Genomic DNA, 24,794 nt, shown 5'->3' with positions numbered 1-24,794 from the left:
CGCTCCGTCTTTCCGGGGCGCGCCGCATGACCTCTGCCTTTGCCACGTCGCTGCACGGCCGCCCCTCGGGCCTGCGGCTCGACACGCTGATTCGCTTGCGCTGGCTGGCCGTCACCGGCCAGATCGCGGCGCTGGTGGTGGTGAATCTGGGCCTCGGCTTCCCCCTGCCGCTCAGCTCGTGCCTCGCGGTGGTGGTCCTGTCGGCCGCGGTGAACGTGCTGCTGCGCGTCAAGTATCCGGTCGCCCGCCGGCTGGGGGATGCGGCGGCCGGGCCGCTGCTGGCCTATGACGTGCTGCAGCTGACGGCGCTCCTTTACCTCACCGGCGGATTGAAGAATCCGTTCGTGCTGCTCTATCTCGCCCCGGTGATGATCTCGGCGACCACCTTGGCCTGGGGCACCACCGTGCTGCTCGGCATCCTGGCGGTGGCCTGCGCCGGCACCGTGGGCCTGTGGGCGCGGCCGCTGCCTTGGGCGGGGAGCGATATCCCGGTGCTGCCCGAGCTTTATCTCGCTGGTATTTGGGTGTCGCTTTCCGTGTCGGTGGGCTTCATCGGGCTGCATGCGTGGCGGGTGGCCGAGGAGGCGCGCGAACTGGCGGATGCCCTCGCCGCCACCGAGCTGGTGCTTGCCCGCGAGCAGCACCTGACCGCCCTCGACGGGCTCGCCGCCGCCGCCGCGCACGAGCTGGGCACGCCGCTCTCCACCATCTCCCTGGTGGTGAAGGAGATGCAGCGCTCCATGACCGACGACGATCCCCACGCGGAGGACGTGGCGCTCCTGCGTGACCAGGCGAACCGCTGCCGCGACATCCTGCAGACCCTCACCTCCCTGCGCTCCGGGGATGCCCCGTTCGACCGCATGCCCCTCGCCCTGCTGCTGGAGGAGGTGGTGGAGCCACACCGGAATTTCGGCATCGGCATCCATGTGTCGGTGAAGGACGATCCCGGCGCGCCGGTGATCGCGCGCAATCCGGGGCTGCTCTACGGCCTGGGCAACCTGGTGGAGAATGCGGTGGACTTCGCGTCCAGCCGCGTGGATATCAGCGCCGAATGGAGCACCGCGGGCCTCGACATCGTCGTGGCGGACGACGGGCCGGGCTTTGCGCCGGAGGTCAGCGGGCGGATCGGCCAGCCCTATGTCACCTCCCGCGCCCGCGACCGGCTGGAGCCGGACGGGGAGAGCGGCCTGGGCCTCGGCTTCTTCATCGCCAAGACGCTGCTGGAGCGCACCGGCGCGAGCCTCACCTTCGAGAACCGCCCCCCGCCCGGCACCGGCGCGGTCATCGGCATCCACTGGCCGCGCACCGCTCTCGCCATCGAGGTGGATCCTCGCGCGACAAACGGACGCAGTTCGGATTAGTCTGGGTCCCGGACGGCGTAAAAGCCGTGGCGGGCTCTTTTCGTTGGCCGGTCCTGCCGGCACTGGATTTGAGGAAGACGTGATGAATGAGACGCCGCTGCCCGACGTTGGGGAAGACCGGTCGGTTCTGATCGTGGACGACGACCGCTCCTTCCTGCAGCGCCTCGCGCGAGCCATGGAGGCCCGGGGGTTCGAGGTTGCCACCGCGGAGACGGTGGCCGACGGCCTTGCCCGGGTCGAGGCGTCGGCACCGGCCTATGCGGTGGTGGACATGCGCCTCGGCGACGGGACCGGGCTCGATGTCATCTCGGCGCTCAAGAAGCACCGGCCGGGGGCCCGGGCCATCGTGCTCACCGGCTACGGCAACATCGCCACGGCGGTGACGGCGGTGAAGCTCGGCGCGGTGGACTATCTGGCCAAGCCGGCCGATGCGGACGACGTGGTGGCCGCCCTCCTCGCCAGCGCCGACCACAAGCCGACCCCGCCGGAAAATCCCATGTCGGCGGACCGGGTGCGCTGGGAGCATATTCAGCGCGTGTACGAATTGTGTGGACGCAACGTATCGGAAACGGCGCGCCGCCTGTCCATGCACCGCCGCACGCTCCAGCGGATTTTGGCCAAGCGCGCGCCGCGCTAGCGGCTCGCGCAACGCAAAGTCGGCGCGCCGCGCTAGCGGCTTGCGCAACGCAAGATCAGCGCGCCGCGCGAGCGCCAGCGGGGCGAGGGTGGAGCGGGGTCGGCTTCAGATCCACCCTGCCTACCTCCGCCGTCATGTCGGGGCTTGACCCGGCCATGACGGCGGTTCGGGACGAACTGCCGTCGCCGGGTGTCAATCGCCTCACAGCAGTCCGCGCAGCAGGTCCGGATCGTGCAGCACGGCGAGCCGCGTGGCGGCGGCGCGGGCGAAGCGCAGGGTCAGCGCCTTGCGGGTCGCGCCGGGCAGGGGATGCAGCGGGGCCGCGCGCAGGCAATCGGCGCCGAAGGCGTCCGCCACCAGGAGGCCGGTCTCCTCGGGCAGGATCTCGACCGGGAAGTCGAGCGGCACCGCGAACATCAGCCGGTCGCAGAAGGCGCGGTATTCCGGCCATTTGGCATCGGTGCGGAAGTCGGCCACCGACGACTTGATCTCCACGATGGTGATCTCGCCCTTCGACCCGACGGCGAGGATGTCCGCCCGCCGTCCGGTCACCAGCGAGAATTCCGGGATCCCGGCTATGCCGGCGAGGGCAAGGTGGCGCAGCACGCCGCGCTGCACCGCCCGCGCCGTCTCCGACTGGCGTCCGTCCGGCCGCGGCGCCGGCAGGCCGTCCCTCACTGCTTCGCCTCCGCCGGGGTGCCCTCGCTGGCGCTGGCGGGCGCGAAGCCGCGCTTGATGGCGGCGTTGAGCTCGCCGCCGAACACGAAGATTGTTGCGGTAAGGTACAAAAACACCAGCGCGATCATCACGGAGGCGAGGCCGGCATAGGTGGTGACGTAATTGGCGGGGAATTCGGCGAGATAGAAGCCGAAGGCGGTGGCCGCCACCAGCCACAGCACCAGCGTGACCAGGATGCCCGGCGCCACTTCGGCGATCTTGCGCCGCCCGGCGGGCAGCCAGAGGTGGGCGACCACCAGCGATACCACCAGGATGATCGAGGTGGCGCCGAAGCGCAGCAGGGTGATCACGCGCGAGAACGGCGCCAGGGCCGGCAGTTGCGCCACCGCCGTCTGCCACAGCAGCGGGCCGAGCACCACGAGGAAAGACAGGGCCAGCATGGAAACGGCGGCGAGCAGCACGTAGCCGATGGATTCCAGGCGCAGCCAGTACCAGTGACGCATCTCCTTGACCCCGTAGGCGCGGTTGAGGCCGATGCGCAGGCTCTCCACGCCGTTGGAGGAGAAGTAGATGGCGAGGATCACGCCATAGGTGAGCACGTCGGTGCGCACCTGGTTCACCACGTTGTAGATCTCGCGCGAGATGGGGCCCGCCACCTGCTCCGGCCAGGTCTCCAGGATAAGCTGGATGGTTTCCGCCGCCAGCGGACGCAAATCAAGGAAGCCGGCCAGCGCCGTGACGAAGATTAGGAACGGGAACAGCGACATCAGCGCGGACAGGGCGATGTGGCTGGCGATGGCCCAGCCGTCGTCCGCGGAGAAGGTCCAGACCGCGTCGAACACGATATGGTAGATGCGCCGCAGCATGAAGGCTCCCGTTTCCCGTCACATCGGGCTTTCCGCTGGGATTGGCAAGCGCGGGACGCCGGACGGCGGCATCGCACCGTGTCCGCGCGACTGCGGCTGGCGGGCCGCGGGAGGCTGGGATAGAGACGCGGCGGGGCCGATCGGATGCCGCATCCGCGAGCCCTCCGGAAGAGGACCATGACGAGCCCCGAACCGGGTCCTGCCGCACCAGGGCCTCCCGCCCCGGATCCTTCCCCAGCCGGCCCGGCCAAACCCGGCTCGGCGGGATCGGGCGGCGCCGCGCCGGGCCTGCGGGCCCGGCTCGCCGGCTTCGTCGGGCCGGCCCATTTCAAGCTCGGCTTCCGCGCCGCCTTTGCCGGCCTCGCCGCCTATGCGCTGGCCTATGGCCTGTCGCTGCCCAACGGGTATTGGGCGGTGCTCACCGCCGTGCTGGTGGTGCAGTCCACCATCGGCGCGAGCCTTGCCGTCGCCATCGACCGGGCGCTCGGCACGGTGGTGGGCGGCGTGGTGGGGGTGACCGCCGCCATGCTGGTGGGCGATTCGGTGCCGCTCACCTTCGTGGCGCTGGGGGTGCCGTCTTCCTCACCGCCACCCTCTCCGCCCGCTCGTCGAGCTACAAGCTGGCGCCGGTGACGGTGGTGATCGTGCTGCTGGCCGATCCGGGCCACGTGCAGCCGTGGCTGGCGGGCCTGCATCGGGTGTTTGAGATCGGCGTGGGCGGGGTGGTGGGCATGGCGTGCGCCATCCTGATCCTGCCCGAGCGCGCCCTGTTCCGGCTGTTTCCCCATTGCGCCAAGACGCTTCGGATGTGCGCCCGCCTGCTGGAGCTGGGCCGGGACGGGCTGCTCGGGCGCGGCCTCGACCCGGGGGAGGTGGATGTCCTCAATACGCAGACGCGCACGGCGCTGCGCGCCGCCGATGCCCGCATCGCCGAGGCGCGCGCCGAACGCGCCGGGTGGCTGACCGGCCATGCCGATCCCGCGCCGGTGGTGCGCAACTGCCGGCGCCTGTGGCATTCGGTGATCATCCTGCTCCGGGTCTCCGACCGGCCCCTGGTGGAGCCGGTGGCGGGACGGGTCGCGCCGGCCCTTGATGCGGCGGTGGCGGCGCTCGGCGCCAGCATGGAGGGCCTCGCCGCCCGGCTCGACGGCGCGGCGGTGCCGGACTTCGCCGGCCGCATGGCCACCGCGGCGGCGGCCGTCGCCGCGCTGGAGGCGGAAGCCGAGCGGCTCAAGGCGGAGGGCGGGCTCGATGTCGCCCGCAGCGAGACGCTCATCGCGCTCTACTCGGCCGTTTCGGCCTGCGCGCAAGTGCGGGAGAACCTGGAGGATCTCGTCGCCCGCTACGACGAGGTGAAGGCCGAAGGCGGCGAGGGGGCGTAATCAGGCGTTGCTTTGGAACGGTTCCGAGGCAAGGATAGGCTAATTCTGCAATGCACAATTCCGGGAGTTGCCCATGTCCGTCAGCGCCGCCCTTCAGCCCGTCGGCACCGACCCCGTGGATGCGGTCGCGCTTGGTCGGCTGGCCACGGGGCGCCTCGAAGCCCTGCTGGCGGAAGCGACCTCCCTGGTGCGGGCGCGGGTGAGCGACGGCGGGCGCATCTCGTCGGCTTTGCTGGAGCGCGAGCAGCGCGCCACCCACGGCCTCGCCTGGTTCGCAACGTATGTCTTCTCGGTGCGCGAGCTGGTGCACTATGCCGACCGCCTCACCGAGATGGGCAAGTTCAGCGAGACCGAGCGCCTGATCGTGCAGATCGGCCTCGGCGAATATGTCGCGCAGATCCTCGGCGGCATCCCCATGAGCCAGGGGGAGATCGTCCGCCTCGGTGACCTCTACGTGGCCGAGGCGTCGGTGGCGAAGCTGCGCGAGGACCCGGCCATCGCCGCCCTCGTCGCCGGCGGCAACACCGCGCAGAGCCGCGCGGCGCTGGCCGACATCGTGCGCGCCGCCCACCCCACCGGCACCATCGGCGAGGCCGGCCTCGATGAGACCATGGAGGCCATGCGCACCGAGATGCACCGCTTCGTGGAGGCGGAGGTGGCCCCCCACGCCCACGAATGGCATCTGAAGAACGACTACATCCCGCTGGAGATCATCGCCCAGCTGTCGGAAATGGGCGTGTTCGGCCTGACCATCCCGGAAGAGTTCGGCGGCCTCGGCCTGCCCAAGGAGGCCATGTGCGTGGTCACCGAGGAGCTCTCGCGCGGCTATATCGGCGTCGGCTCGCTGGGCACCCGCTCGGAGATCGCGGCGGAACTGATCCTCGCCGGCGGCACCGACGACCAGAAGGCCCATTATCTGCCGAAGCTCGCCTCCGGCGAGATCCTGCCCACGGCGGTGTTCACCGAGCCCAATACCGGCTCGGACCTTGCCTCGCTGCGCACCCGCGCGGTGAAGGAGGGGGACGTCTACAAGGTGTCGGGCAACAAGACCTGGATCACCCATCCTGTCCGCGCCGACGTGATGACGCTCCTGGTGCGCACCAACCCGGCGGAGCCCGGCTACAAGGGCCTCAGCATCCTTCTGGCCGAGAAGCCGCGCGGCACCGACGAGAACCCGTTCCCGGCCGAGGGCATGACCGGCGGCGAGATCGAGGTGCTCGGCTATCGCGGCATGAAGGAATACGAGATCGGCTTCGACGGCTTTACCGTGCCGGCGGCCAACCTGCTGGGCGGCGAGGAGGGGCAGGGCTTCAAGCAGCTCATGACCACCTTCGAGAGCGCCCGCATCCAGACCGCCGCCCGCGCCGTGGGCGTGGCCCAGGCGGCCATGGAGGTGGGCCTGAAATATGCCGAGGAGCGCGTCCAGTTCGGCAAGCCGCTCATCGCCTTCCCCCGCGTCGCCGACAAGATCGTGATGATGGCGGTGGAGACCATGATCGCCCGCCAGATCACCTATTTTGCCGCCCGCGCCAAGGACGAGGGCCGCCGCACCGACCTCGAGGCCGGCATGGCCAAGCTGCTGGGCGCCCGCGTCGCCTGGGCGGCGGCGGACAACGCGCTGCAGATCCACGGCGGCAACGGCTTCGCGCTGGAATATCCGGTGTCGCGCATCCTGTGCGACGCGCGCATCCTCAACATCTTCGAGGGCGCCGCCGAGATCCAGGCCCAGGTCATCGCCCGGCGTTTGCTGGACGGGGGGAACTGAGCGCCAGGGTATCGAAGGCAGGGTATCGAAGGACCGCGGCCCCGGCGCCGTGGTCCTTCGCTTGCCGGAGCTTCCCGAGGGGGTGGAAAGCGGACCGCCAAGGCGCGCGGTGCTCAGGCCTTCAGCCGGGCCGCATTGTCCTGCGCATAGGTCGCCAGCGAACGCGGCGGCTTTCCGGTCAGGGTTTCCACACCGTCGGAGACCGCGGCCGTCCAGCCTTCGCGCACCGGATGGAAGATGGACGCGAGGAAGCGCGCATAATCCTGCGGCACGCCGGCACCGGTGAGGATGGCGACGAAGGCGTCGTCGTCGATGGGCGTGTAGGCGACGGGCTTGCCGACCGCGGCGGCGAGAATCGCCGCCGCGTCCGCGTAGCCGAGCGCCTCGGGCCCCGTCAGATTGTAGGCCTTGCCATCGAAGCTGTGGGAGGCGAGGGCGGCAGCGGCGCTTTCGGCGATGTCGCGGGCGTCGATGAAGCTGCTCTTCCCCTCCGCCGCCGGCAGGGCGATCCGGCCGTGGTCGAGGCCGGCTTTCCAGAAGGTGTGGAAATTGTCGGCGAACCAGTTGGGCCGCAGGATCACGAACGCCGTGCCCGAGCGCTCGAGCGCCAGTTCCAGCTGGCGGTAGGGGATGCTGTCGTCGGCGTCGACGCCGAAGACGCTCAGCAGCACCACCTTCACCTTGCGCTCCGCCGCGGCGGCGATCACCGGCAACAGCCGGCCCACGGGATCGGTGGATCCGGTGGGGAGCATCACGAAGGCGCGGTCGACGCCGGCAAAGGCGGAGGCGAAGGTGGCGGGATCGGCGAAGTCGAACACCACCCCCTCCGCGCCGTCCACCGCCTTGCCGGTGCGCGAGGCCGCCTTCACCCTCTCGCCCCTGGCCAGAAGGGCCTCCACCAGGGGACGGCCCACATTGCCCGTGGCGCCCAGAACCAGAATCGCACCCGACATCGTCCGCTCCATAAGTTTCAATTGGAAACCAGGTATCGAACAGATACATACATGCCCGGTGGGTGCTCGGTAAGAACGAACCTGAGGCTCACATGGTCACCTCCGGGAAACCGGGGGCGGGAACCGGGGCGGAAAATCCGGGGTGCCGATGCTTGCTTTCGATGTGTATGAGGACCGCTGCCCCACGCGGATGGTGCTGGACCGTTTGGCGGACAAATGGGCGCTTCTGATCCTCGACCGGCTGCACGACGGGCCGGTCCGGTTCAACCATCTGCGCCGCGACATCAAGGGCATCTCGCAGAAGGTCTTGTCGCAGACCCTAAAGAAGCTGGAGCGCGACGGGCTGATCTCGCGGCAGGTCTTCGCCACGGTGCCGGTGACGGTGGAATATGGCCTCACCGATCTCGGCCGGACGCTCACCGACACGGTGGCCGCCCTCGCCCATTGGGCCGAACGCAACATGGATGCGGTCGTCGCCGCCCAGAAGGCCTACGACGCCGCCGCTCGCTAGGGCGTTTTCGAGCGAAGCGGAGACCGGTTCGCGCGGAGAAAACGCGATCGCGCAAAGGTTTGGAGCGTTTCGCCGATTCCGTGAAACGCTCCAGGACCGATCGACCTGTCTGAATGTCGATCCGCTCCACAGGCGCCCGAGGCCGACGGAGGCGGCCGTCGCCCGGTGGCAGCTCACGCGTCCGGCGTGATCCCCATGTCGATCTTCATGTCGATTTCCAGATGATCGTGGCCGGTCAGCTTGAGGAAGGCGCGCAGGGCGTCGGGCGACAGGGCTGTGGTGCGATCGTTGGTGAGGGGGTGGCAGCAGATGGCGTCGGCGCGCAGCAGCGCGGCATCGATGGCGATCCTCACGAGCCCGGCCGTGTCGTTGACCGCCGCCAGCAGCGTCACCGATCCCGGCAGGACCCCGAGCTGCTCATAGAGGGCTTCAGGCGAGCCGAAGGACAGCGATCCTCGGGCGCCGAGCGGGCCGCGCAGGGCCTTGAGGTCGACCGGCGTGTCCTCGGCGATCGTCACCAGGAAATGGGTCTTCCGGCTGTCACGCAGGAACAGGTTCCTGGTGTGCGCGCCGGGAATGTCGCCGCGCAGCACCTTGGATTGCGCCACCGTATGCAGGGGCGGATGGGAGTAGGTGGTGGCGGGGATGCCCCGCGCCGCGAGAAAGTCGAGCAGGGCATCGGGGGTCAGCGGCATGGGGGGCGCCGGGATGAGGACAGTCCCGGTCGCCATAGCGTGCGCCGGCGCCGCGGGCAAGCCGCAGCCGGCAGAAGCGCGGCCGTGCGCCTCAGCGCAGCTTGGTGAGGCAGGCGCCGGCAGCTTCGGCGGCGCTGCGGGCGGTGCCGCGGGAAATGGCGCCGGACATCACCAGCCCCTTAGTGGTGTCGGCGACGAGGCTGCGCGGGTCCGACGCGCCGACGAAGCCCGGAGCGGCCGCGGCATAGATGGTCTTGGCATCGCCATCGAGGCCGGCGGCGCACTTGTCGCCGGCGGCCTGGTCCGCGAAAGCGGGGGCGGCAAGGGTGGAAACGAGCAGGACGGCGATCGAAAGCTGCTTCATGGGGGGGAGCCTTGCAGTGTGTGACTTCGGAATGCGGACACAGCCCGGTTCAGCGGATGCCCACGCGATTGACGGGGCCGCCGGCATTGGCGCCGACTCCTCGTCCCGGCGCAAGGCCCACGCCGGCCGCGCCCGCGCCGGCGCCGGGCAGCACGCCCACGCCCGGTGCTCCGGCACCGGGAACGCAGCCGGCCGGATAACCCGGCCGCGTGCAGTGGACCGCGGCCCGGGCCGCCGGCGCCACGGGCCGCGCCACGCACCCCTTCGGCACGCCCACCGTCCGGCAATAAACTACGGCGGAGGCCGGCGCGGCATGGAGGAACAGGAGACCGGCTGCCGAAAGCAGGGCCGTGGACAGGGCTGTGCGGGCCTTCATGTGGGGCTTCCAAGGTTTGCCGATGACTTTGCGACAGCTAGCGGCCATGCTCCGCGCCCACAATGACGATTCTTGGCCTCATGCCGGTGGGCGGTGGTGCAGCTGCTCGCGTCCGGCGCGGGCGGGGAGAGGGACGTGGAACAGGCGGGGATTGCACCGATCGGGGCGGGCCCGGGGCTTCCCGAATGGCTGCAGGCCGGCGTGGGCGCCGAGGCGCACGCTGCCATGCGGGCGCACCCGGCGTTCGGCCGCGCCCTGTCGTGCGTCGCATCGGGCATGACCGGGCTCTATGCCGGCAATCGCCTGATGAACCGCCTGCTGGGCGACCGCGGGCGAGCCGTGTTCGGCCTGCTCGTGCTCTATCTCCATGCGCTTGCGCCGGCCCGCGGCGGCGGGCTCACGGCGGCGCGGATGGCGGCACTGTGCATGCACACCGGCCTGTGCAGCCGTGGCCGCGCCAAGGCGCTCCTCGCCCTCATGCGCTGGGGCGGATACGTGGCGCCGGAAGCCGATCCCGGCGACCGGCGGTCGAAGCCGCTGGTACCGCAGGAGCGGCTGCGCGCGCTTCAGCGCCAGCGCTGGGACGTGATGTTCGGCGCCGTGGCGCTGGTGGACCCGGCGATGGAGCGCCTGGCGCGCAGGCTCGGCGAGCCGGCATTTTCCGATGCGCTCATCGTCGCCCTGGGGGATGCCTTCTGCGCCGGCTATCGCGTGGTGTCCGACGCGCCGCCGCTCGATGGCCTGATCGACCACGACGGCGCCCTCATGGTGCTGCTCGCGCTCCTGTCGTGCGAGGACGAGGATCAGCCGCCGCCCGCCATCGCCGAGCTGGCGCGCCGGTTCGACCTGTCGCGGGCCCATGTGCTGCAACTGCTGCGCGAGGGTGAGGCGCGGGGCCTCGTGCAGCGCGGCGAGAAGGGCGCGGGGCGGCTCTCGCCCGCCGGCCGCGACGCCGCCGGTCGCTTCTTCGCCGCCGCCTTCTGCCTTGTCGCGGCCAGCGCCCGCGAGGCGGAACGGGAAGCGGCCCGCGCCTGAGTGCATCGGCGCTACGCGCGCCGGCCGCAACTCACCCTTGCCATTCCGCCACCCTTTCGCTCCTGCACAAATTCCTTAAGACTAAGGTCGAGGCATCGACGTCTCGGGGAAGGGCAGGTCATGACCAGTGCGGTTTGGTCGACGCAGGCGGGGCGGGATGCGGAGGATGTGAAGGACCAGCCGCTCCGGGACGACATCCGCCTGCTCGGGCGCATCCTCGGCGACACGGTGCGCGAGCAGGAGGGCGAGGAGGTGTTCGACCTGGTGGAGCGCATCCGCCAGACCTCCATCCGCTTCCATCGCGACGACGACGAGGCGGCACGGGAGGAGCTGGGGGCACTGCTGGGCGACCTCAACGCCGACCGCGCCCTCGATATCATCCGCGCCTTCAGCTACTTCTCGCACCTCGCCAACATCGCCGAGGACGAGCACCACATCCGCCGCAACCGCGCCCACGCCATCGCCGGCTCGGCGCCGCGGGTCGGGAGTCTGGCCAATGCCTTCACGCGGGCGCAGGCGCAGGGCATCGGCGCGGGCGCGCTGGCCGATTTCTTCTCCGGCGCCCGCATCAGCCCGGTGCTGACCGCCCACCCCACCGAGGTCCGCCGCAAGAGCACGCTCAACCGGGAAATGGAGATCGCCGCGCTGCTCGACCGGCGCGAGCGCGTGGTGCCGACCCCGGCGGAGCAGGCGGAGGACGAGGAGACCCTGCGCCGCGCGGTGCTGACCCTGTGGCAGACGGCGCTGCTGCGCCGCATCAAGCTCACCGTGCTGGACGAGGTGGCGAACGGCCTCTCCTATTACGACTACACCTTCCTCTCCGAGCTGCCCCGTCTCTACTGCATCATCGAGGATCTCCTGTCCCAGGACGGGGCGGAGGTGGCGCTGCCCTCCTTCCTGCGCATCGGCAGCTGGATCGGCGGTGACCGCGACGGCAACCCCTTCGTCACCGCCGAGGTGCTGAAGGAGACCGTGCGGGTCCATCGCGAGCGCATCCTTGCCTATTACGAGCAGGAGCTGACGCAGCTCGGGGCGGAATTGTCCCTCGCCGCCCGCATCGTCAAGGTTTCCGAGGCGCTGGGCGAGCTCGCCTCCCGCTCGCCTGACCGCTCGCAGGAGCATCGCGAGGAGCCTTATCGCCTCGCCCTCGCTTATGTGCTGGGGCGGCTGCGGGCCACCGCCCGCAGCCTGCGCGGCGAGGATGCCGAGCCCGGCGGACTTGCGCCCTATGCCGGCGCGGGCGAGCTGAGGGCCGATCTCGACATCATCGACGCCTCGCTCTGCGCCAACGGCTCGAAGGTGCTGGCGCGCGGCCGCCTGCGGCTGCTGCGGCGGGCGGTGGACTGCTTCGGCTTCCACCTCGCCTGCATCGACCTGCGGCAGAATTCCGACGTGCACGAGCGCGTGGTGGCCGAGCTGTTCGAGAAGGTGGAGCCGGGGACGAACTATGAGGGGCTCGGCGAGGAGGCGCGCATCGCCCTGCTCCTGCGCGAGCTGGCCACCGCCCGGCCCCTGGCCTCGCCCTTCGTGACCTATTCCCAGGAGACGCAGGCTGAGCTCGCCATCCTGCACGCGGCCGCCGAGGCCCACCGGGCGCTCGGGCGCGAGGTCATTCCCAACTGCATCATCTCCAAGGGCGAGGGGGTTTCCGACCTGCTCGAGCTGGCGCTGCTGCTGAAGGAAGTGGGCCTCGTCACGGCCGAGGGGACCAGCGAGATGAACATCATCCCGCTGTTCGAGACCATCTCGGATCTCAAGGCGTGCGCGAAGGTGATGGACCGGGCCCTGGCCATCCCCGCCTATCGCCGGCTGGTTTCGAGCCGCGGCGCCGAGCAGGAGGTGATGCTCGGCTATTCCGACAGCAACAAGGACGGCGGCTTCGTCACCTCCGGCTGGGAGCTGTACAAGGCGGAGATCGGCCTTATCGAGGTGTTCCGCGCCCACAAGGTGCGGCTGCGCCTGTTCCACGGCCGCGGCGGCTCGGTGGGGCGCGGCGGCGGGCCGAGCTACGACGCCATCCTCGCCCAGCCGGGCGGAGCGGTGAACGGGCAGATCCGCATCACCGAGCAGGGCGAGATCATCGCCTCCAAATACTCCAACCCGGACGTGGGCCGGCGCAACCTGGAGATCCTGGTCTCGGCGACGCTGGAGGCGTCCCTGCTGCAGCCCCAGCACAACGCGCCGCGCACCGAATTCCTCACCGCCATGGAGGAAATCTCCGACACCGCCTTCGGCGCCTATCGCAACCTCGTCTACGAGACCGAGGGCTTCGAGGATTATTTCTGGTCGTCGACGGTCATCAGCGAGATCGCGACCCTGAACATCGGCTCGCGCCCCGCCTCGCGGGCGAAGACGCGCTCCATCGAGAAGCTGCGCGCCATTCCCTGGGTGTTCTCCTGGGCCCAGTGCCGGCTGATGCTGCCGGCCTGGTACGGCTTCGGCACCGCGGTGGAGGCCTTCGCCGAGCGGCGGCCGGACTATGGCCTGTCGTTCCTTCAGGCCATGTACCGCGAATGGCCCTTCTTCCGTACCCTGCTCTCCAACATGGACATGGTGTTCGCCAAGAGCTCGCTCGCCATCGCCTCGCGCTATGCGGAGCTGGTGCCGGACGAACAGCTGCGCGCCGCCATCTTCGGGCGCATCCGGGCCGAATACGAGCGCACACTGAGGCACCTTCTGGCCATCATGGGGCACAAGAAGCTGCTGCAGGACAATCCGCTGCTCGACCGCTCCATCCGCAACCGCTTCCCCTATCTCGACCCGCTCAACCACCTGCAGATCGAACTGTTGCGCCAGCACCGCGCCAATGCCGGCGACGACAAGGTGCTGCACGGCATCCAGCTGTCCATCAACGGCATCTCGGCGGGGCTGAGGAACTCAGGGTGAGCATCCCGTGGTCGTCGTGAACCCATCTCCCGCTTGCCGGCGAGGGCGGCGGCACATGGGCCAGGGCCCGCGCAACCCGGCGCCATCCCATTCCGGCACAGCCGGTCACCTGCGGCGGCACGCAGGGTGAACACACCGTGTCCGAATCGGATCGCGGTGTGGTTTCCCTGTCTGTCCCGGTTGGGGAATGGACCTCGCGCCGCATGCGCGTGCGTGCCGCCGTGGTCGAACGAATATGAGGCCGGACGTTCCCCCTTCCGCGAGCGGGTCTTTGAGGCTCTAATTGAAACGATTAGTGTTCGCTCCGGCGCGCCAACAAGAACGAGAAGCTCCAAGGATCGCAGCCATGTCCCTCACCCTCGGCGTGATCGCCGACGACTATACCGGCGCCTCCGACCTTGCGAACACGCTGACCAAGGAAAGCGTGCGCACGCTCCAGACCATCGGCGTGCCCGATGCCGCCCTCGCGCTGCCCGATGCGGATGCGGTGGTGGTGTCGCTCAAAAGCCGCTCCGTGCCGGCGGAGGAGGCGGTGAAGATGTCGCTCGCGGCCTGTGCATGGCTGAAGGCCCGCGGCGCCTCGCATATCCTGTTCAAGGTGTGCTCCACCTTCGATTCCACCGATGCCGGCAATATCGGTCCGGTCACCGACGCGCTGCGCCTGGCCACCGGCGCCGCCATCGTTCCGGTGACCCCGGCGTTCCCGGAGACGGGGCGCACCGTGTTCATGGGCCATCTCTTCGTCGGCACCGTGCCGCTGAACGAGAGCCCGCTGAAGGACCATCCGCTCAACCCCATGACGGATGCGGACCTGCGGCGGGTCCTCGCCCGCCAGAGCACCGGCCGCGTCGGCCTCGTGCCGCTGAAGGATGTGGCGGCGGGCGTCGACGCGATCCGCGCGCGGCTGGAGGCGCTGGCGCTGGACGGGCGCACGGCGGCCATCGTCGATGCGGTGTTCGATGCCGACCTCGTCGCCATCGGCGCCGCCGCAGCGGGCCTGCCCTTGTCCACCGGCGCTTCCGGCCTCGGCCTCGGCCTCGCCCGGGCGCTGGTGGCGGGGGGGCGGGTGCTGTCGCAGGCGGGCGACGGCGGCGCCATCACGCAGGGGATCGCCGGGCTTGCGGCGGCGGTGGCCGGCAGCTGCTCGGCGGCGACGCTGGAGCAGATAGCGGTGGCGGAGCGGGTGATGCCGGTGCTGCGCCTCAGCGCCGAGCGCCTGGTGACCCATCCGGACGAAGAGGTGGCCGATGCCCTCGCCTGGGCGAAGGGACGCCTCGCGGCCGGGCCCGTGCTCATCGCCGCCAGCGACAATCCCGAGCAGGTGGCGCAGGTGCAGGCCCGCTTCGGCCGCACGGCGGCCGGGCTCGCGGTGGAGCACGGCACGGCCGCCATCTCGCAGGGGCTGGTTGCGGCCGGGGTGCGCCGCCTCGTCATCGCCGGCGGTGAGACCTCGGGGGCAAGCGTCGATCGCCTCGGCCTGCCCGCCTTTCTTGTAGGTCCGGAGATCGCCCCCGGCGTCCCGCTCCTGCGCACCGCGGGGCAGGCGGGGGAGCCCATGGTGCTGGCGCTGAAGTCCGGCAATTTCGGCGGCCCGGACTTCTTCGCCCGGGCCTTCGCCTTGATGGGGGCGGGCGTCGCCTGACGCCGCCCCTTCCGCTTCGGGATCCGAGGGTGGAGGTTCACTCCCCCGGCTGCAAGGCCGGGGGAGACGCCGGGGCCGGGGCCCCATGGGGGGCGGCCGGGGCCGCCGCCTCCAGCGTCGCGTGGCCGTGCTGGGTCAGCGGCCGGTTGCCGGAGAGCGCCCGCAGCAGCACGTAGAACACCGGCGTCAGGAAGATGCCGAAGGCGGTGACGCCGATCATGCCGGAGAACACGGCGATGCCCATGGCCTGGCGCATCTCCGCCCCGGCGCCGATGGAGCTGACCAGCGGCACCACGCCCATGATGAAGGCGAGGGAGGTCATCAGGATGGGCCGCAGCCGCAGCCGGCTGGCCTCCATGGCGGCCTGGACTGGCGTGCGGCCGGCGAACTCCAGCTCACGGGCGAACTCGACGATGAGGATGGCATTCTTGGCCGAGAGCCCCACCAGCACCACGAGGCCGATCTGGGTGAACACGTTGTTGTCGCCCCCGGCGAGCCACACCCCGGTCATGGCGGCGAGCAGGCCCGTCGGCACGATCATGATGATGGCGAGCGGCAGCATCAGGCTCTCATATTGCGCCGCCAGCACCAGGAAGACGAGGAAGATGGCCAGCGGGAACACCCACACCGCCGAGTTGCCGGCGAGGATGTCCTGGTAGGTCAGCTCGGTCCATTCGAAGGAGAAGCCCTTGGGCAGGGTCTCGTTCGCGATGCGCTCCACCGCCGCCTGGGCCTCGCCCGAGGAGAAGCCGGGGGCGGCGCCGCCGTTCACGTCCGCCGAGAGGAAGCCGTTATAGCGCATGGCCCGCTCCGGCCCCGCCGCCGAGCGCACCTTGAGCAGGGCGGACAGCGGGATCATCTCGCCGGTCTGCGAGCGCACCTTCAGCGTGCCCACGTCCTCCGCCCGCGCCCGGAACGGCGCGTCGGCCTGGACGCGCACCGTGTAGGTGCGGCCGAACTTGTTGAAGTCGTTCACATAGGACGAGCCGAGATAGATCTGCATGGTCTCGAACACGTCGGTGACGGCGACGCCGAGCTGGCGCGCCTTCACCCGGTCGATGTCGGCGAACAGCTGCGGCACGTTCACCTGGTAGGAGGAGAACAGGCCGGCCAGCTCCGGCGCCTGCCGGGCGGCGCCGAGGAAGGCCTTGGTGGCTTGGTCGAGGGCCTCGTAGCCGAGGCCGGCCCGGTCCTCGATCTGGAACTTGAATCCGCCGATGGTGCCGAGGCCCTGCACCGGGGGCGGCGGGAACATGGCGATCATGGCGTCCGGAATGGCGGCGAACTTGCCGTTCAGCTTCATGGCAAGGGCGTTGCCGTTCAGCGAGGGGTCGCGCCGCGCCTCGAACTCGTCGAGGCCGACGAAGACGATGCCGGAGTTGGACGAGTTGGTGAAGCCGTTGATGGACAGGCCCGGGAAGGCGATGGCCGACTTCACGCCCGGCTCCTTCAGGGCGATGTCGCTCATCTTGCGGATCACCTCTTCCGTCCGGTCGAGGGTGGCGCCGTCGGGCAGCTGGGCGAAGCCGACGAGATACTGCTTGTCCTGCCCCGGCACGAAACCGGGCGGCACGGCGCGGAACAGCACCACGGTCATGGCCACGAGGATCACGTAGAGCCCCAGCATGATCGCCTTGTGGGCGATGGCGCGCTTCACCACCGAGCCGTAGGCGTCCGACCCGCGCACGAAGGCCTTGTTGAAGCCCCGGAAGAACCAGCCGAACAGGCGGTCCATGATGCGGGTCAGGCGGTCCTTGGGCGCGTCGTGGCCCTTCAGCAGCAAGGCGGCGAGGGCCGGGGACAGGGTCAGCGAGTTGACGGCGGAGATCACCGTCGAGATGGCGATGGTGAGGGCGAACTGCTTGTAGAACTGGCCGGTCAGCCCGGTGATGAAGGCCAGCGGCACGAACACCGCGATCAGCACCAGGGCGATAGCGATGATGGGGCCGGAGACCTCCTGCATGGCCTTGTAGGTGGCCTCGCGCGGGGAGAGCCCGTTCTCGATGTTGCGCTCGACATTCTCTACCACGACGATGGCGTCATCCACCACGATGCCGATGGCGAGCACCAGCCCGAACAGGGTCAACGCATTGATGGAGAAGCCGAAGACGTGCATCACCGCGAACGTGCCGACGATGGAGACCGGCACCGCCAGAAGCGGGATGATGGATGCCCGCCAGGTCTGCAGGAACACGATCACCACCAGCACCACCAGCGCCACCGCCTCCAGCAGCGTGTGCACCACCGCGTCGATGGAGGCGCGGACGAACTGGGTGGTGTCGTAGACGATGGAATAGTCCACGCCTTCCGGCATGTTGGCCTTGACCTCCTCCATCACCCGGCGCACCTCGTCGGCGATGCGGATGGCGTTGGAGCCCGGCGCCTGGAACAGCGGCACGGCCACCGCCGAGGTGTTGTTCAAAAGCGAGCGCAGCGCGTATTCGGAGGCCCCGAGCTCGATGCGCGCCACGTCCTTGAGCAGCACGATCTCGCCGTTCGAGCCGCTCTTCACCACGATGTTGCCGAACTCCTCCTCGGTGGCGAGGCGGCCCTGGGCATTGATGGAGAGCTGAAGGTCGAGGCCGGGCGCGCCGGGGGAGGCGCCCACCACGCCGGCGGCCGCCTGCACGTTCTGCGCCTGGATTTCCCGCACCACGTCGGCGGCGGACAGGCCGTGCTCGGCCACCTTCTGCGGGTCGAGCCAGATGCGCATGGAATAGTCGCCGGCGCCGAACAGCTGCACCTGCCCCACCCCTTCGATGCGGGCGAGGCGGTCCTTCACGTTCAGCACCGCGTAATTGCGCAGGTAGGTGGTGTCGTAGCGGTTGTTGGGCGAGATGAGGTGCACCACCATGGTGAGGTCGGGCGACGACTTCACCGTGGTCACGCCGAGGCGCCGCACCTCCTCCGGCAGGCGCGGCTCCGCCTGGGAGATGCGGTTCTGCACCAGCTGCTGCGCCTTGTCCGGGTCGGTGCCGAGCTTGAAGGTGACGGTCAGCGTCATGATGCCGTCGGTGGTGGCCTGGCTGGACATGTAGAGCATGTCCTCGACGCCGTTGATGGCCTCCTCCAGCGGCGTGGAGACGGTCTCCGCGATCACCTTCGGGTTGGCGCCGGGATAGGTGGCGCGCACCACCACCTGCGGAGGCACCACCTCCGGATACTCGGAGATGGGCATGGCCCGCATGGCGATCAGGCCCGCGAGGAAGATCATGACGGACAGCACGCCCGCGAAGATGGGACGGTCGATGAAGAACTTGGACAGGTTCATGGCACCCTCCCCCCATTGGAGGCGGTTGATCGGGATTTGCTGAAGGACGCGGGCACGCACGCGCTCATGCCTTCGGCGCGCGGGGCGCGGCGGCGAGCGAACAGGGGGAAGGGGCTGCGCCGTGTGCCGGGGGCGTTGACACCCGGCGCAGCCCACTCCCAGCCTCCGCCGAAAAGGCAGAGGAAGAGGCGATCTGGGGTCGTCATCGCGCCACCCCGGACCTCGGGGGCTCCCGATTTGCCGGGGATGGCGCGCTGAAGATCAGTGGGGCGCGGCGATGGCCCCGGTGGCGTCCGTCACCCGCATGGGCACCGCCTCCGGCGTCACCACGGCGCCGGGGCGCACGCGGTGCAGGCCGTTGACGACGACGCGCTCGCCGGCGGTGAGGCCACCGGTCACCACCCGCAGCCCGTCCACCGGAGCGCCGAGGGTCACCTCGCGCCACACCGCCTTGTTGGCCGCGTCCACCACGAAGACGAATTTCTTGTCCTGGTCGGTGCCCACCGCCCGCTCGCTCACCAGCAAGGCGGGCTCTGTCTTGGGCTGGCCCATTTCGAGGCGGGCGAACTGGCCGGGCAGGAGGCGCCCGTCGGGATTGGCGAAGCGGGCGCGCACCCGGACCGTGCCGGTGCGCGGGTCCACCTGGTTGTCCACCAGCTGCATGTGGCCCTCCACCGGCGCGCTGCCGGCAGACGTGGTCATGAGCACCGGGATGCGGTCCAGCTCGTTGGAGACATCGGCGCCGGCGCCGAGCCCGGCGAGGGCCCGGGCGACGGTCGCCTCGTCGGCATTGAAGCTCGCATAGATGGGGTCCACCGAGACCAGGCTGGTCAGCACCGGCGCGCCGGGGCCGGCGGCGACAAGGTTGCCCACCGTGATCTCGGACTTGCCCACCCGGCCGGAAACCGGGGCGCGGACCCGTGTGTAGCTCAGGTTGAGCTTCACCGCGTTGAGCTTGGCCTGGGCGGCGCGCAGGCTCGCCTCGGCGGCGCGCTGGCCGTTCACCCGCTCGTCGAGGTCGCGCTGGGACACGGTGCGCGTGTTGAACAGCCGCTCGCCGCGCTCCAGCTCGTTGCGGGCGAGCTCGACGCGGGCCTGGGCGGCGGTCACCTGGGCTTCGGCCTCGTCCACTTCGGCCTCGAAGGGCTCGGGATCGATGGAGACGAGGAGCTCACCTTCCTTCACCAGCGCGCCTTCGCGGAAGTGGATGGCCTTGATGGCCCCGGCGACGCGGGAGCGCACCTCCACCCGCTCCACCGCCTCGAGGCGGCCGGAGAAGGTGTCGAACAGGCGGGCGTCGCGCTGCTCCACCGTCGCCACCGCGACGGTAACGGCGGGGACCACCGGGGCGGCGGCCTTCTCCGCGTGGGCGCCCTCCTGCGGCAGGCCGTAGAGGGTGCCGAGAACCGCCACGACGGCGACGCTCCCGAGGAGCAGGCCGTTGCGGATGCGGGCGGCCGCCGGTCGCCTGGTGGTTCCGGGCTCGGCCGCGCCTCGATCGGTGGGGGTGGAAACGGCCGGCGCGGTGTTGACGGGCTCGGAATTCGTGGATTCGGAGTTCATGGATTCGGAGTTCATGGGGGGCAGTCCTGAAGGTCCGGGTGTTCAGAGGACGGACGAGTGGGGCGTGCGCCGACGCGTCCGCGTGGATTCGAAGAAGCGGGAAAACAGGGTGCGCAGGGTGCCGCCCCAGGAGGCGGGTTTCTCGGGCGCGGCTGCGAAGCCGTCGGGCCAGTGGGTGGGACCCGGCAGGAGGTCGAACTCGGTCGGCACGTCCGCCTGTTCGAGGGCGCGGGCATAGCGGGCGCTCTCGTCGCGCATGGGGCAGTCCTGCGCGCTCACCACGAGGGCCGGGGGCAGGCCCTGGAGGCGCGAGCAGGCGAGGGGCGTGGCGTACGGGTGGGCCGCCTTCTCGGGGGAGCCCAGATACTTCTGCCAGCCATCCGCCCACTTGCAGCCGCAGACCCCGGCCTCCGCCTCCCGGATGGAGGCGGTGGCGAGGCGGGGGTCGAGCATGGGCGAGACGAGAATCTGGCCGGACAGGTGGGGGGCTTGCTGGTCACGCGCCATCATGGCCAGGCCGGCGGCGAGGTTGCCACCCGATTCCTCCCCCGCCACATAGAGCGGCGCGCCCCGTCCGGCGAACTCGGCCCGCCGCCGGTAGAGCGTGGCGAGCGCGCCGAACGCGGCCGTGAGGGCGAACGGAAAGGGATGGTCCGAGGCCAGGGGATAGTCGGCCGACACCACCACCGCCCCGGCCTCCGCCAGCAAAGCGGCGATGAAGGCGCCGCATTCCAGCGTGCCGCCGGTGAACGCGCCACCGTGGAGGTGGAAGACGAGCGGTGCCGATCCCTTGTCCGGGCGGACGCCATAGAGGCGGGCTGGCAGGGAGCCGGTCTCCGTCTCGAGGCGCATCGCAGTCCAGGTGGCAGTCATCTCATCCGTCCTCAACCCCGAGCGGTCGGAGCAGCCTTGTGCAGTGCGATAACGTTATTGCCGATGAGGCTGCCGATAAAGCCTGCTGGATTGATATTATTATTCACCTTTGTGAACAATAAGCGCTGATCGACCAATGGAGCGCACGGCGATGGACCAGCTTGCTGCAATGCGGGCGTTCGTCCGGGTGGTGGAGACGGGAAGCTTCACCCGGGCGGCCGACCTGATGGACATGCCCAAGGCGACGTTCACCAAGCATATCCAGACGCTAGAGGGGCATCTGCGCACGCGTCTGCTCAACCGCACCACCCGGCGTGTCACCGTGACCCCCGACGGGGCGGCCTATTACGAGCGGGCGCTCGCCATCCTCAACGACGTCGACGAGCTGGACGGCTCCCTGTCCTCGGCGCAGGCGGCGCCGCGCGGGCGGCTGCGCATCGATCTTTCACCATCCCTGGCGACGCGGCTGCTCATTCCGGCCCTGCCGGACTTCCTCGCCCGCTATCCCGACATCGCCCTCGACGTGGGCTGCACCGACCGGCCGGTGGACCTGCTGGGCGAGAATGTGGACTGCGTGATCCGGGTCGGCGAGATCCACGACCCGAACCTCGTGGCGCGGCGCATCGGCGAGCTGCATTTCATGGCCGTGGCGGCGCCGTCCTATATCGCCCGCCATGGCATGCCGGCTCATCCGCGGGACTTCGACGACCGCCACCTCATGATCCGCTATTTCAGCGCCCAGACCGGGCGCTACTACCCCTTCGACTTCGTCCGCGGCACGGAAGTGGTGGAGGTGACCGGCCGCTATCGCGTCGCCTCCAACGACGGCAATGCCTATTTGGCCGCCGGGCTTGCCGGCCTCGGGGTGATGCAGGCGCCGCGGTTCCAGATCGAGGAGCACCTGCGCTCGGGCGCCCTCGTCCCGGTGCTCGCCGACTGGACGCCGGGGAGATGCCGATCCACGTGGTCTATCCGCCGAGCCGGCACCTCTCCAACCGGCTGCGCGTGTTCGTGGATTGGGTCGCCGAGCTGTTCGCCCGCTCCGAGCTCGTCCGGCGCGCGGCAGCGTGAGGCAGGCGGACCGGCGGCGCCTCAGTCGTCCGAATAACGCTGCTCGGCCCATGGGTCGCCGCGCATGTGATAGCCGCGCTCCTCCCAGAAACCGGCGGTGTCGCGGGCGATGAACTCGATGCCCTTCAGCCACTTGGCGCTCTTCCAGAAATAAAGGTGCGGCACCACGAGGCGTGCCGGCCCGCCATGCTCGCGGGTCAGCGGCGCCCCCTCCCAGGAATGGGCGATGAGGGCGTCCTCGGCGGCGAAGTCCTCCAGCAGCAGGTTGGTGGAATAGCCGTCGTAGGAATGCAGCATCACCGCCACGGCGTGCGGCGCCGGCTTCACCCTCTCGATGAGGTCGCGGGTCGAGACGCCCTCGAACGCATTGTCGTAGCGCGACCAGGTGGTCACGCAATGGATGTCGCTGACGTTCCGCGTCTGCGGCAAAGCGAGGAACTCGTCCCAGCTCAGGGACAAGGCGGTCTCCACGGCGCCGGACACGTCGAGGCGGAAGCGCTGCGGCGTCACCATGGGGCTGAGGCCGAGATCGAGCACCGGCCAGTCCTTCACCAGGTGCTGGCCGGGCGGCAGGCGCTGGGCGTCCGACCGGGCGACGCGGCCGGTCAGGAAGCGGCCTTCCTCGGCCCAGCGCTTCTTGGTGGCGGTGAGCTTGGTGTCGGGGGGCAGCGCGTCGTCGCGCGGTGTTTCGCTGGTCTTTTCGTTCACGGCGGGGCAGCTCCAAAAGAACGAAGGCGGAGAACGAACTCTGGCGAGCGGAAGCGACCATGATGGCATGGTGGCCGGGTCCGCGAAATGCGGCCGGCCCTTGCCCTCGCCCGCTCGTTATGAAAAACGCACGGTGATCGACACGGGCGGATGCGTGATGGGTGAAGCAGAGACGGCGGCGGGGAACGGCGGCGACTTCCCGGATCTTCGGCCCCTGTTCGCCGATGGCAAGCCCGCGCCGCGCGGCACCCTGACCGTGAACGCTCCCCTCGCCGACCTTACCTGGTTCCGCGTCGGCGGGCCGGCGCAATTGCTGTTCCAGCCCGCCGACGCGGACGCCCTTGCCGACTTCCTCGCCCGCCGGCCGGCGTCGCTCCCGGTGACCGTCATCGGCCTCGGCTCCAACCTCATCGTGCGCGACGGCGGGGTGCCGGGCGTGGTCATCCGCCTTGGCCGCGGCTTCACCGAGGTCGCAGTGGAGGGCACCCGCGTCACTGCCGGCGCCGGGGTGCCGGACGTGAAGGTCGCCCGGGCGGCGGCGGATGCGGGCGTTGCCGGTTTCTCCTTCCTGCGCGGCATTCCCGGTGCCATCGGCGGGGCGCTGCGCATGAACGGCGGGGCCTATGGCGGCGAGGTCAAGGACGTGCTGGTGCGGGCGGACGGCGTGACTTTCGCCGGCGAGACGGTGAGCTACACCAATGCCGGGATGGACTTCACCTACCGCCATTGCGGCGTGCCGGAGGACGTGATCTTCACACGCGCCGTCTTCGAGGGCCGGCCGGGCGACCCGGCCGAGATCGCCGCCGAGATGGCGAAGGTCACCGAAAGCCGGGAGGCGACGCAGCCGATCAAGAGCCGCACCGGCGGCTCCACCTTCAAGAACCCGCCAGGCCTGAGCGCCTGGAAGCTGGTGGACGCGGCCGGCTGCCGGGGCCTCACCATCGGCCGGGCGCAGGTGTCGCAGCTCCACACCAACTTCCTGATCAATCTCGGTGGCGCCACCGCGGCCGAGATCGAGGGCCTCGGCGAAGAGGTGCGGCGCCGGGTGAAGGCCCATTCGGGGATCGAGCTGGAATGGGAAATCAAGCGCATCGGCCTGCCGCGAGGGCTGCCGGGCGCGCACGACGTTGCGGGCCATTAGCAAAGGCGCAAGGCAACGGCGCGATGGTGTGGCGCCGCGCCGCCCGAGGGCGGGCGCGAGAGATCGGGCGCGAGAAATCGGGAACAGGCAGATGGCGAAACACGTGGCGGTGCTCATGGGCGGCTGGTCCGGCGAGCGCGAAGTCTCCCTGAACTCGGGAGCGGCCTGCGCCGCGGCCCTGGAAGGCGCCGGCTACAAGGTGACCCGCGTCGACGTTCAGCGCGACGTGGCCGAGGTGCTGGCGCGCCTGAAGCCGGACGTGGCCTTCAACGTGCTGCACGGCTGTCCCGGCGAGGACGGCACCATCCAGGGCATCCTGGAGATCCTGCGCATCCCCTATTCCCATTCCGGCGTGCTCGCCTCGGCCCTGGCCATGGACAAGGCGCAGGCGCGAATCATGCTCGCCGCCGCCGGCGTGCCGGTGGCGAGGGGGGGCTGGTGGCGCGCGGCGCGGCGGCGAAGGCGCACGTGATGGAGCCGCCTTATGTCCTCAAGCCCAATGCGGGAGGCTCCAGCGTCGGCGTGTTCATCGTGCGGGAGGATCAGGCCCATCCGCCGCAGGAGCTGACCCGCCTCGACTGGTCGTTCGGCGAAATTCTTCTTGTGGAAGAGTTCATTCCCGGCCTGGAGCTCACCTGCGCCGTGATGGGCGACAAGGTGCTCGATGTGATCGAGATCGAGTCCACGCAACAGTTTTACGATTACGAAAGCAAGTATGCACCCGGTGGTTCGCGCCACATCCTTCCTGCCCGGATTTTACCTGAAATTTACCAACGGGTGCAGATGTTAAGCCTCACGGCGCACCGAGCTCTCGGCTGCCGGGGGGTGTCGCGCAGCGACTTCCGTTTCGACCTCTCGAAGGGCGATGCCTCCGGCCTCGTCTGCCTGGAGGTGAACACCCAGCCCGGCATGACGCAGACGTCTCTGGTGCCGGAACTTGCAGCCCACGCGGGCGTCTCATTCGGTGAGCTTGTGACATGGATGGTGGAGGACGCGTCGCTGGAGCGCTAAGACCC

20 protein-coding genes and 2 pseudogenes are annotated in these 24,794 nt (G+C 69.9%); 12 read left to right on the top strand and 10 right to left on the bottom strand.

Annotated features, from left to right (window positions below; all coding sequences use genetic code 11):
• The first annotated feature begins 26 nt into the window (after window positions 1-26).
• Entirely contained in the window at window positions 27-1,361 is a 1,335-nt protein-coding gene (locus tag EZH22_RS06715) for an ActS/PrrB/RegB family redox-sensitive histidine kinase (protein WP_203194942.1), read from the top strand.
• An 82-nt stretch (window positions 1,362-1,443) separates the two neighbouring features.
• Window positions 1,444-1,998: an ActR/PrrA/RegA family redox response regulator transcription factor gene (locus EZH22_RS06710; protein WP_203194941.1), complete on the top strand. Its 555-nt coding sequence runs from the start codon at window positions 1,444-1,446 to the stop codon at window positions 1,996-1,998.
• A 201-nt stretch (window positions 1,999-2,199) separates the two neighbouring features.
• Here EZH22_RS06710 and EZH22_RS06705 read toward each other — a convergent pair whose 3' ends face one another.
• Entirely contained in the window at window positions 2,200-2,676 is a 477-nt protein-coding gene (locus EZH22_RS06705; protein ID WP_231711346.1) for an MmcB family DNA repair protein, read from the bottom strand.
• Complete coding sequence (locus tag EZH22_RS06700; RefSeq protein WP_203194940.1) at window positions 2,673-3,542, bottom strand: YihY/virulence factor BrkB family protein; 870 nt, start codon at window positions 3,540-3,542, stop codon at window positions 2,673-2,675. The genes EZH22_RS06705 and EZH22_RS06700 overlap by 4 nt, the downstream gene beginning before the upstream one ends.
• Window positions 3,543-3,719: 177 nt before the next feature.
• On the opposite strand from EZH22_RS06700, the gene EZH22_RS06695 reads away from it, so the two are divergent.
• From EZH22_RS06695 to EZH22_RS06685, 3 genes are all read left to right on the top strand, one after another.
• On the top strand, window positions 3,720-4,175 hold the full coding sequence (locus tag EZH22_RS06695; RefSeq protein ID WP_203194939.1) for an FUSC family protein: 456 nt from the start codon (window positions 3,720-3,722) through the stop codon (window positions 4,173-4,175).
• On the top strand, window positions 4,172-4,924 hold the full coding sequence (locus EZH22_RS06690; RefSeq protein ID WP_203194938.1) for an FUSC family protein: 753 nt from the start codon (window positions 4,172-4,174) through the stop codon (window positions 4,922-4,924). The genes EZH22_RS06695 and EZH22_RS06690 overlap by 4 nt, the downstream gene beginning before the upstream one ends.
• 73 nt (window positions 4,925-4,997) lie before the next feature.
• Window positions 4,998-6,689 (top strand): acyl-CoA dehydrogenase family protein, encoded by a 1,692-nt coding sequence (locus EZH22_RS06685; RefSeq protein WP_203194937.1) that lies wholly within the window; start codon window positions 4,998-5,000, stop codon window positions 6,687-6,689.
• A gap of 113 nt (window positions 6,690-6,802) precedes the next feature.
• Here the strand turns inward: EZH22_RS06685 and EZH22_RS06680 are convergent, their stop codons facing one another.
• Window positions 6,803-7,642, bottom strand: coding sequence for an SDR family oxidoreductase (locus tag EZH22_RS06680; RefSeq protein ID WP_203194936.1), 840 nt, complete (start codon window positions 7,640-7,642; stop codon window positions 6,803-6,805).
• A 148-nt stretch (window positions 7,643-7,790) separates the two neighbouring features.
• On the opposite strand from EZH22_RS06680, the gene EZH22_RS06675 reads away from it, so the two are divergent.
• Window positions 7,791-8,153 (top strand): winged helix-turn-helix transcriptional regulator, encoded by a 363-nt coding sequence (locus EZH22_RS06675; RefSeq protein ID WP_203196419.1) that lies wholly within the window; start codon window positions 7,791-7,793, stop codon window positions 8,151-8,153.
• A 173-nt stretch (window positions 8,154-8,326) separates the two neighbouring features.
• Here EZH22_RS06675 and EZH22_RS06670 read toward each other — a convergent pair whose 3' ends face one another.
• The 3 genes from EZH22_RS06670 to EZH22_RS06660 form a co-directional block, all read right to left on the bottom strand.
• On the bottom strand, window positions 8,327-8,848 hold the full coding sequence (locus tag EZH22_RS06670) for a prolyl-tRNA synthetase associated domain-containing protein (RefSeq protein ID WP_203194935.1): 522 nt from the start codon (window positions 8,846-8,848) through the stop codon (window positions 8,327-8,329).
• 91 nt (window positions 8,849-8,939) lie between these two features.
• The gene (locus EZH22_RS06665; RefSeq protein ID WP_203194934.1) at window positions 8,940-9,212 is read right to left on the bottom strand and encodes a hypothetical protein; all 273 of its coding nucleotides are present in this window, start codon (window positions 9,210-9,212) and stop codon (window positions 8,940-8,942) included.
• Window positions 9,213-9,261: 49 nt separating this feature from the next.
• Window positions 9,262-9,588 carry a hypothetical protein gene (locus EZH22_RS06660; RefSeq protein WP_203194933.1) on the bottom strand — a complete coding sequence of 109 codons (327 nt, stop codon included), beginning with the start codon at window positions 9,586-9,588 and terminating at the stop codon, window positions 9,262-9,264.
• Between the two features lie 96 nt (window positions 9,589-9,684).
• Here EZH22_RS06660 and EZH22_RS06655 point away from each other — a divergent pair, with 96 nt between their 5' ends.
• From EZH22_RS06655 to otnK, 3 genes are all read left to right on the top strand, one after another.
• Window positions 9,685-10,623: a hypothetical protein gene (locus EZH22_RS06655; RefSeq protein WP_203194932.1), complete on the top strand. Its 939-nt coding sequence runs from the start codon at window positions 9,685-9,687 to the stop codon at window positions 10,621-10,623.
• A gap of 120 nt (window positions 10,624-10,743) precedes the next feature.
• Entirely contained in the window at window positions 10,744-13,509 is a 2,766-nt protein-coding gene (ppc, locus tag EZH22_RS06650) for a phosphoenolpyruvate carboxylase (RefSeq protein WP_203194931.1), read from the top strand.
• A gap of 346 nt (window positions 13,510-13,855) precedes the next feature.
• A complete protein-coding gene (otnK, locus tag EZH22_RS06645) occupies window positions 13,856-15,151 on the top strand; it encodes a 3-oxo-tetronate kinase (RefSeq protein ID WP_203194930.1) in 1,296 nt (431 codons plus the stop codon).
• A 37-nt stretch (window positions 15,152-15,188) separates the two neighbouring features.
• On the opposite strand, the gene EZH22_RS06640 is transcribed toward otnK, so the two are convergent.
• The 3 genes from EZH22_RS06640 to EZH22_RS06630 all read right to left on the bottom strand — a co-directional run bounded on the left by EZH22_RS06640 (window position 15,189) and on the right by EZH22_RS06630 (window position 20,858).
• Complete coding sequence (locus EZH22_RS06640; RefSeq protein ID WP_203194929.1) at window positions 15,189-18,422, bottom strand: efflux RND transporter permease subunit; 3,234 nt, start codon at window positions 18,420-18,422, stop codon at window positions 15,189-15,191.
• Between the two features lie 261 nt (window positions 18,423-18,683).
• Window positions 18,684-20,000, bottom strand: a complete 1,317-nt coding sequence (locus tag EZH22_RS06635; RefSeq protein WP_231711345.1) for an efflux RND transporter periplasmic adaptor subunit — start codon at window positions 19,998-20,000, stop codon at window positions 18,684-18,686.
• 27 nt (window positions 20,001-20,027) lie between these two features.
• Window positions 20,028-20,858 carry an alpha/beta hydrolase gene (locus EZH22_RS06630; RefSeq protein ID WP_203194928.1) on the bottom strand — a complete coding sequence of 277 codons (831 nt, stop codon included), beginning with the start codon at window positions 20,856-20,858 and terminating at the stop codon, window positions 20,028-20,030.
• A gap of 151 nt (window positions 20,859-21,009) precedes the next feature.
• Between EZH22_RS06630 and EZH22_RS06625 the strand changes: the two are divergent.
• Window positions 21,010-21,929, top strand: a pseudogene (locus tag EZH22_RS06625) (LysR substrate-binding domain-containing protein).
• A 21-nt stretch (window positions 21,930-21,950) separates the two neighbouring features.
• Here EZH22_RS06625 and EZH22_RS06620 read toward each other — a convergent pair.
• On the bottom strand, window positions 21,951-22,637 hold the full coding sequence (locus tag EZH22_RS06620; protein WP_231711344.1) for a sulfite oxidase-like oxidoreductase: 687 nt from the start codon (window positions 22,635-22,637) through the stop codon (window positions 21,951-21,953).
• Between the two features lie 157 nt (window positions 22,638-22,794).
• On the opposite strand from EZH22_RS06620, the gene murB reads away from it, so the two are divergent.
• Both murB and EZH22_RS06610 read left to right on the top strand, forming a co-directional pair.
• Complete coding sequence (gene murB, locus EZH22_RS06615; protein ID WP_203194926.1) at window positions 22,795-23,778, top strand: UDP-N-acetylmuramate dehydrogenase; 984 nt, start codon at window positions 22,795-22,797, stop codon at window positions 23,776-23,778.
• A 91-nt stretch (window positions 23,779-23,869) separates the two neighbouring features.
• Window positions 23,870-24,789 (top strand): annotated as a pseudogene (locus EZH22_RS06610) (D-alanine--D-alanine ligase).
• Window positions 24,790-24,794: the final 5 nt, after the last annotated feature.

Source organism: Xanthobacter dioxanivorans (assembly GCF_016807805.1).
Taxonomy (GTDB): Bacteria; Pseudomonadota; Alphaproteobacteria; order Rhizobiales; family Xanthobacteraceae; genus Xanthobacter; species Xanthobacter dioxanivorans.
The sequence above is the reverse complement of the archived record's forward strand: the minus strand, read 5'-3'. Positions and strand labels throughout refer to the sequence as shown.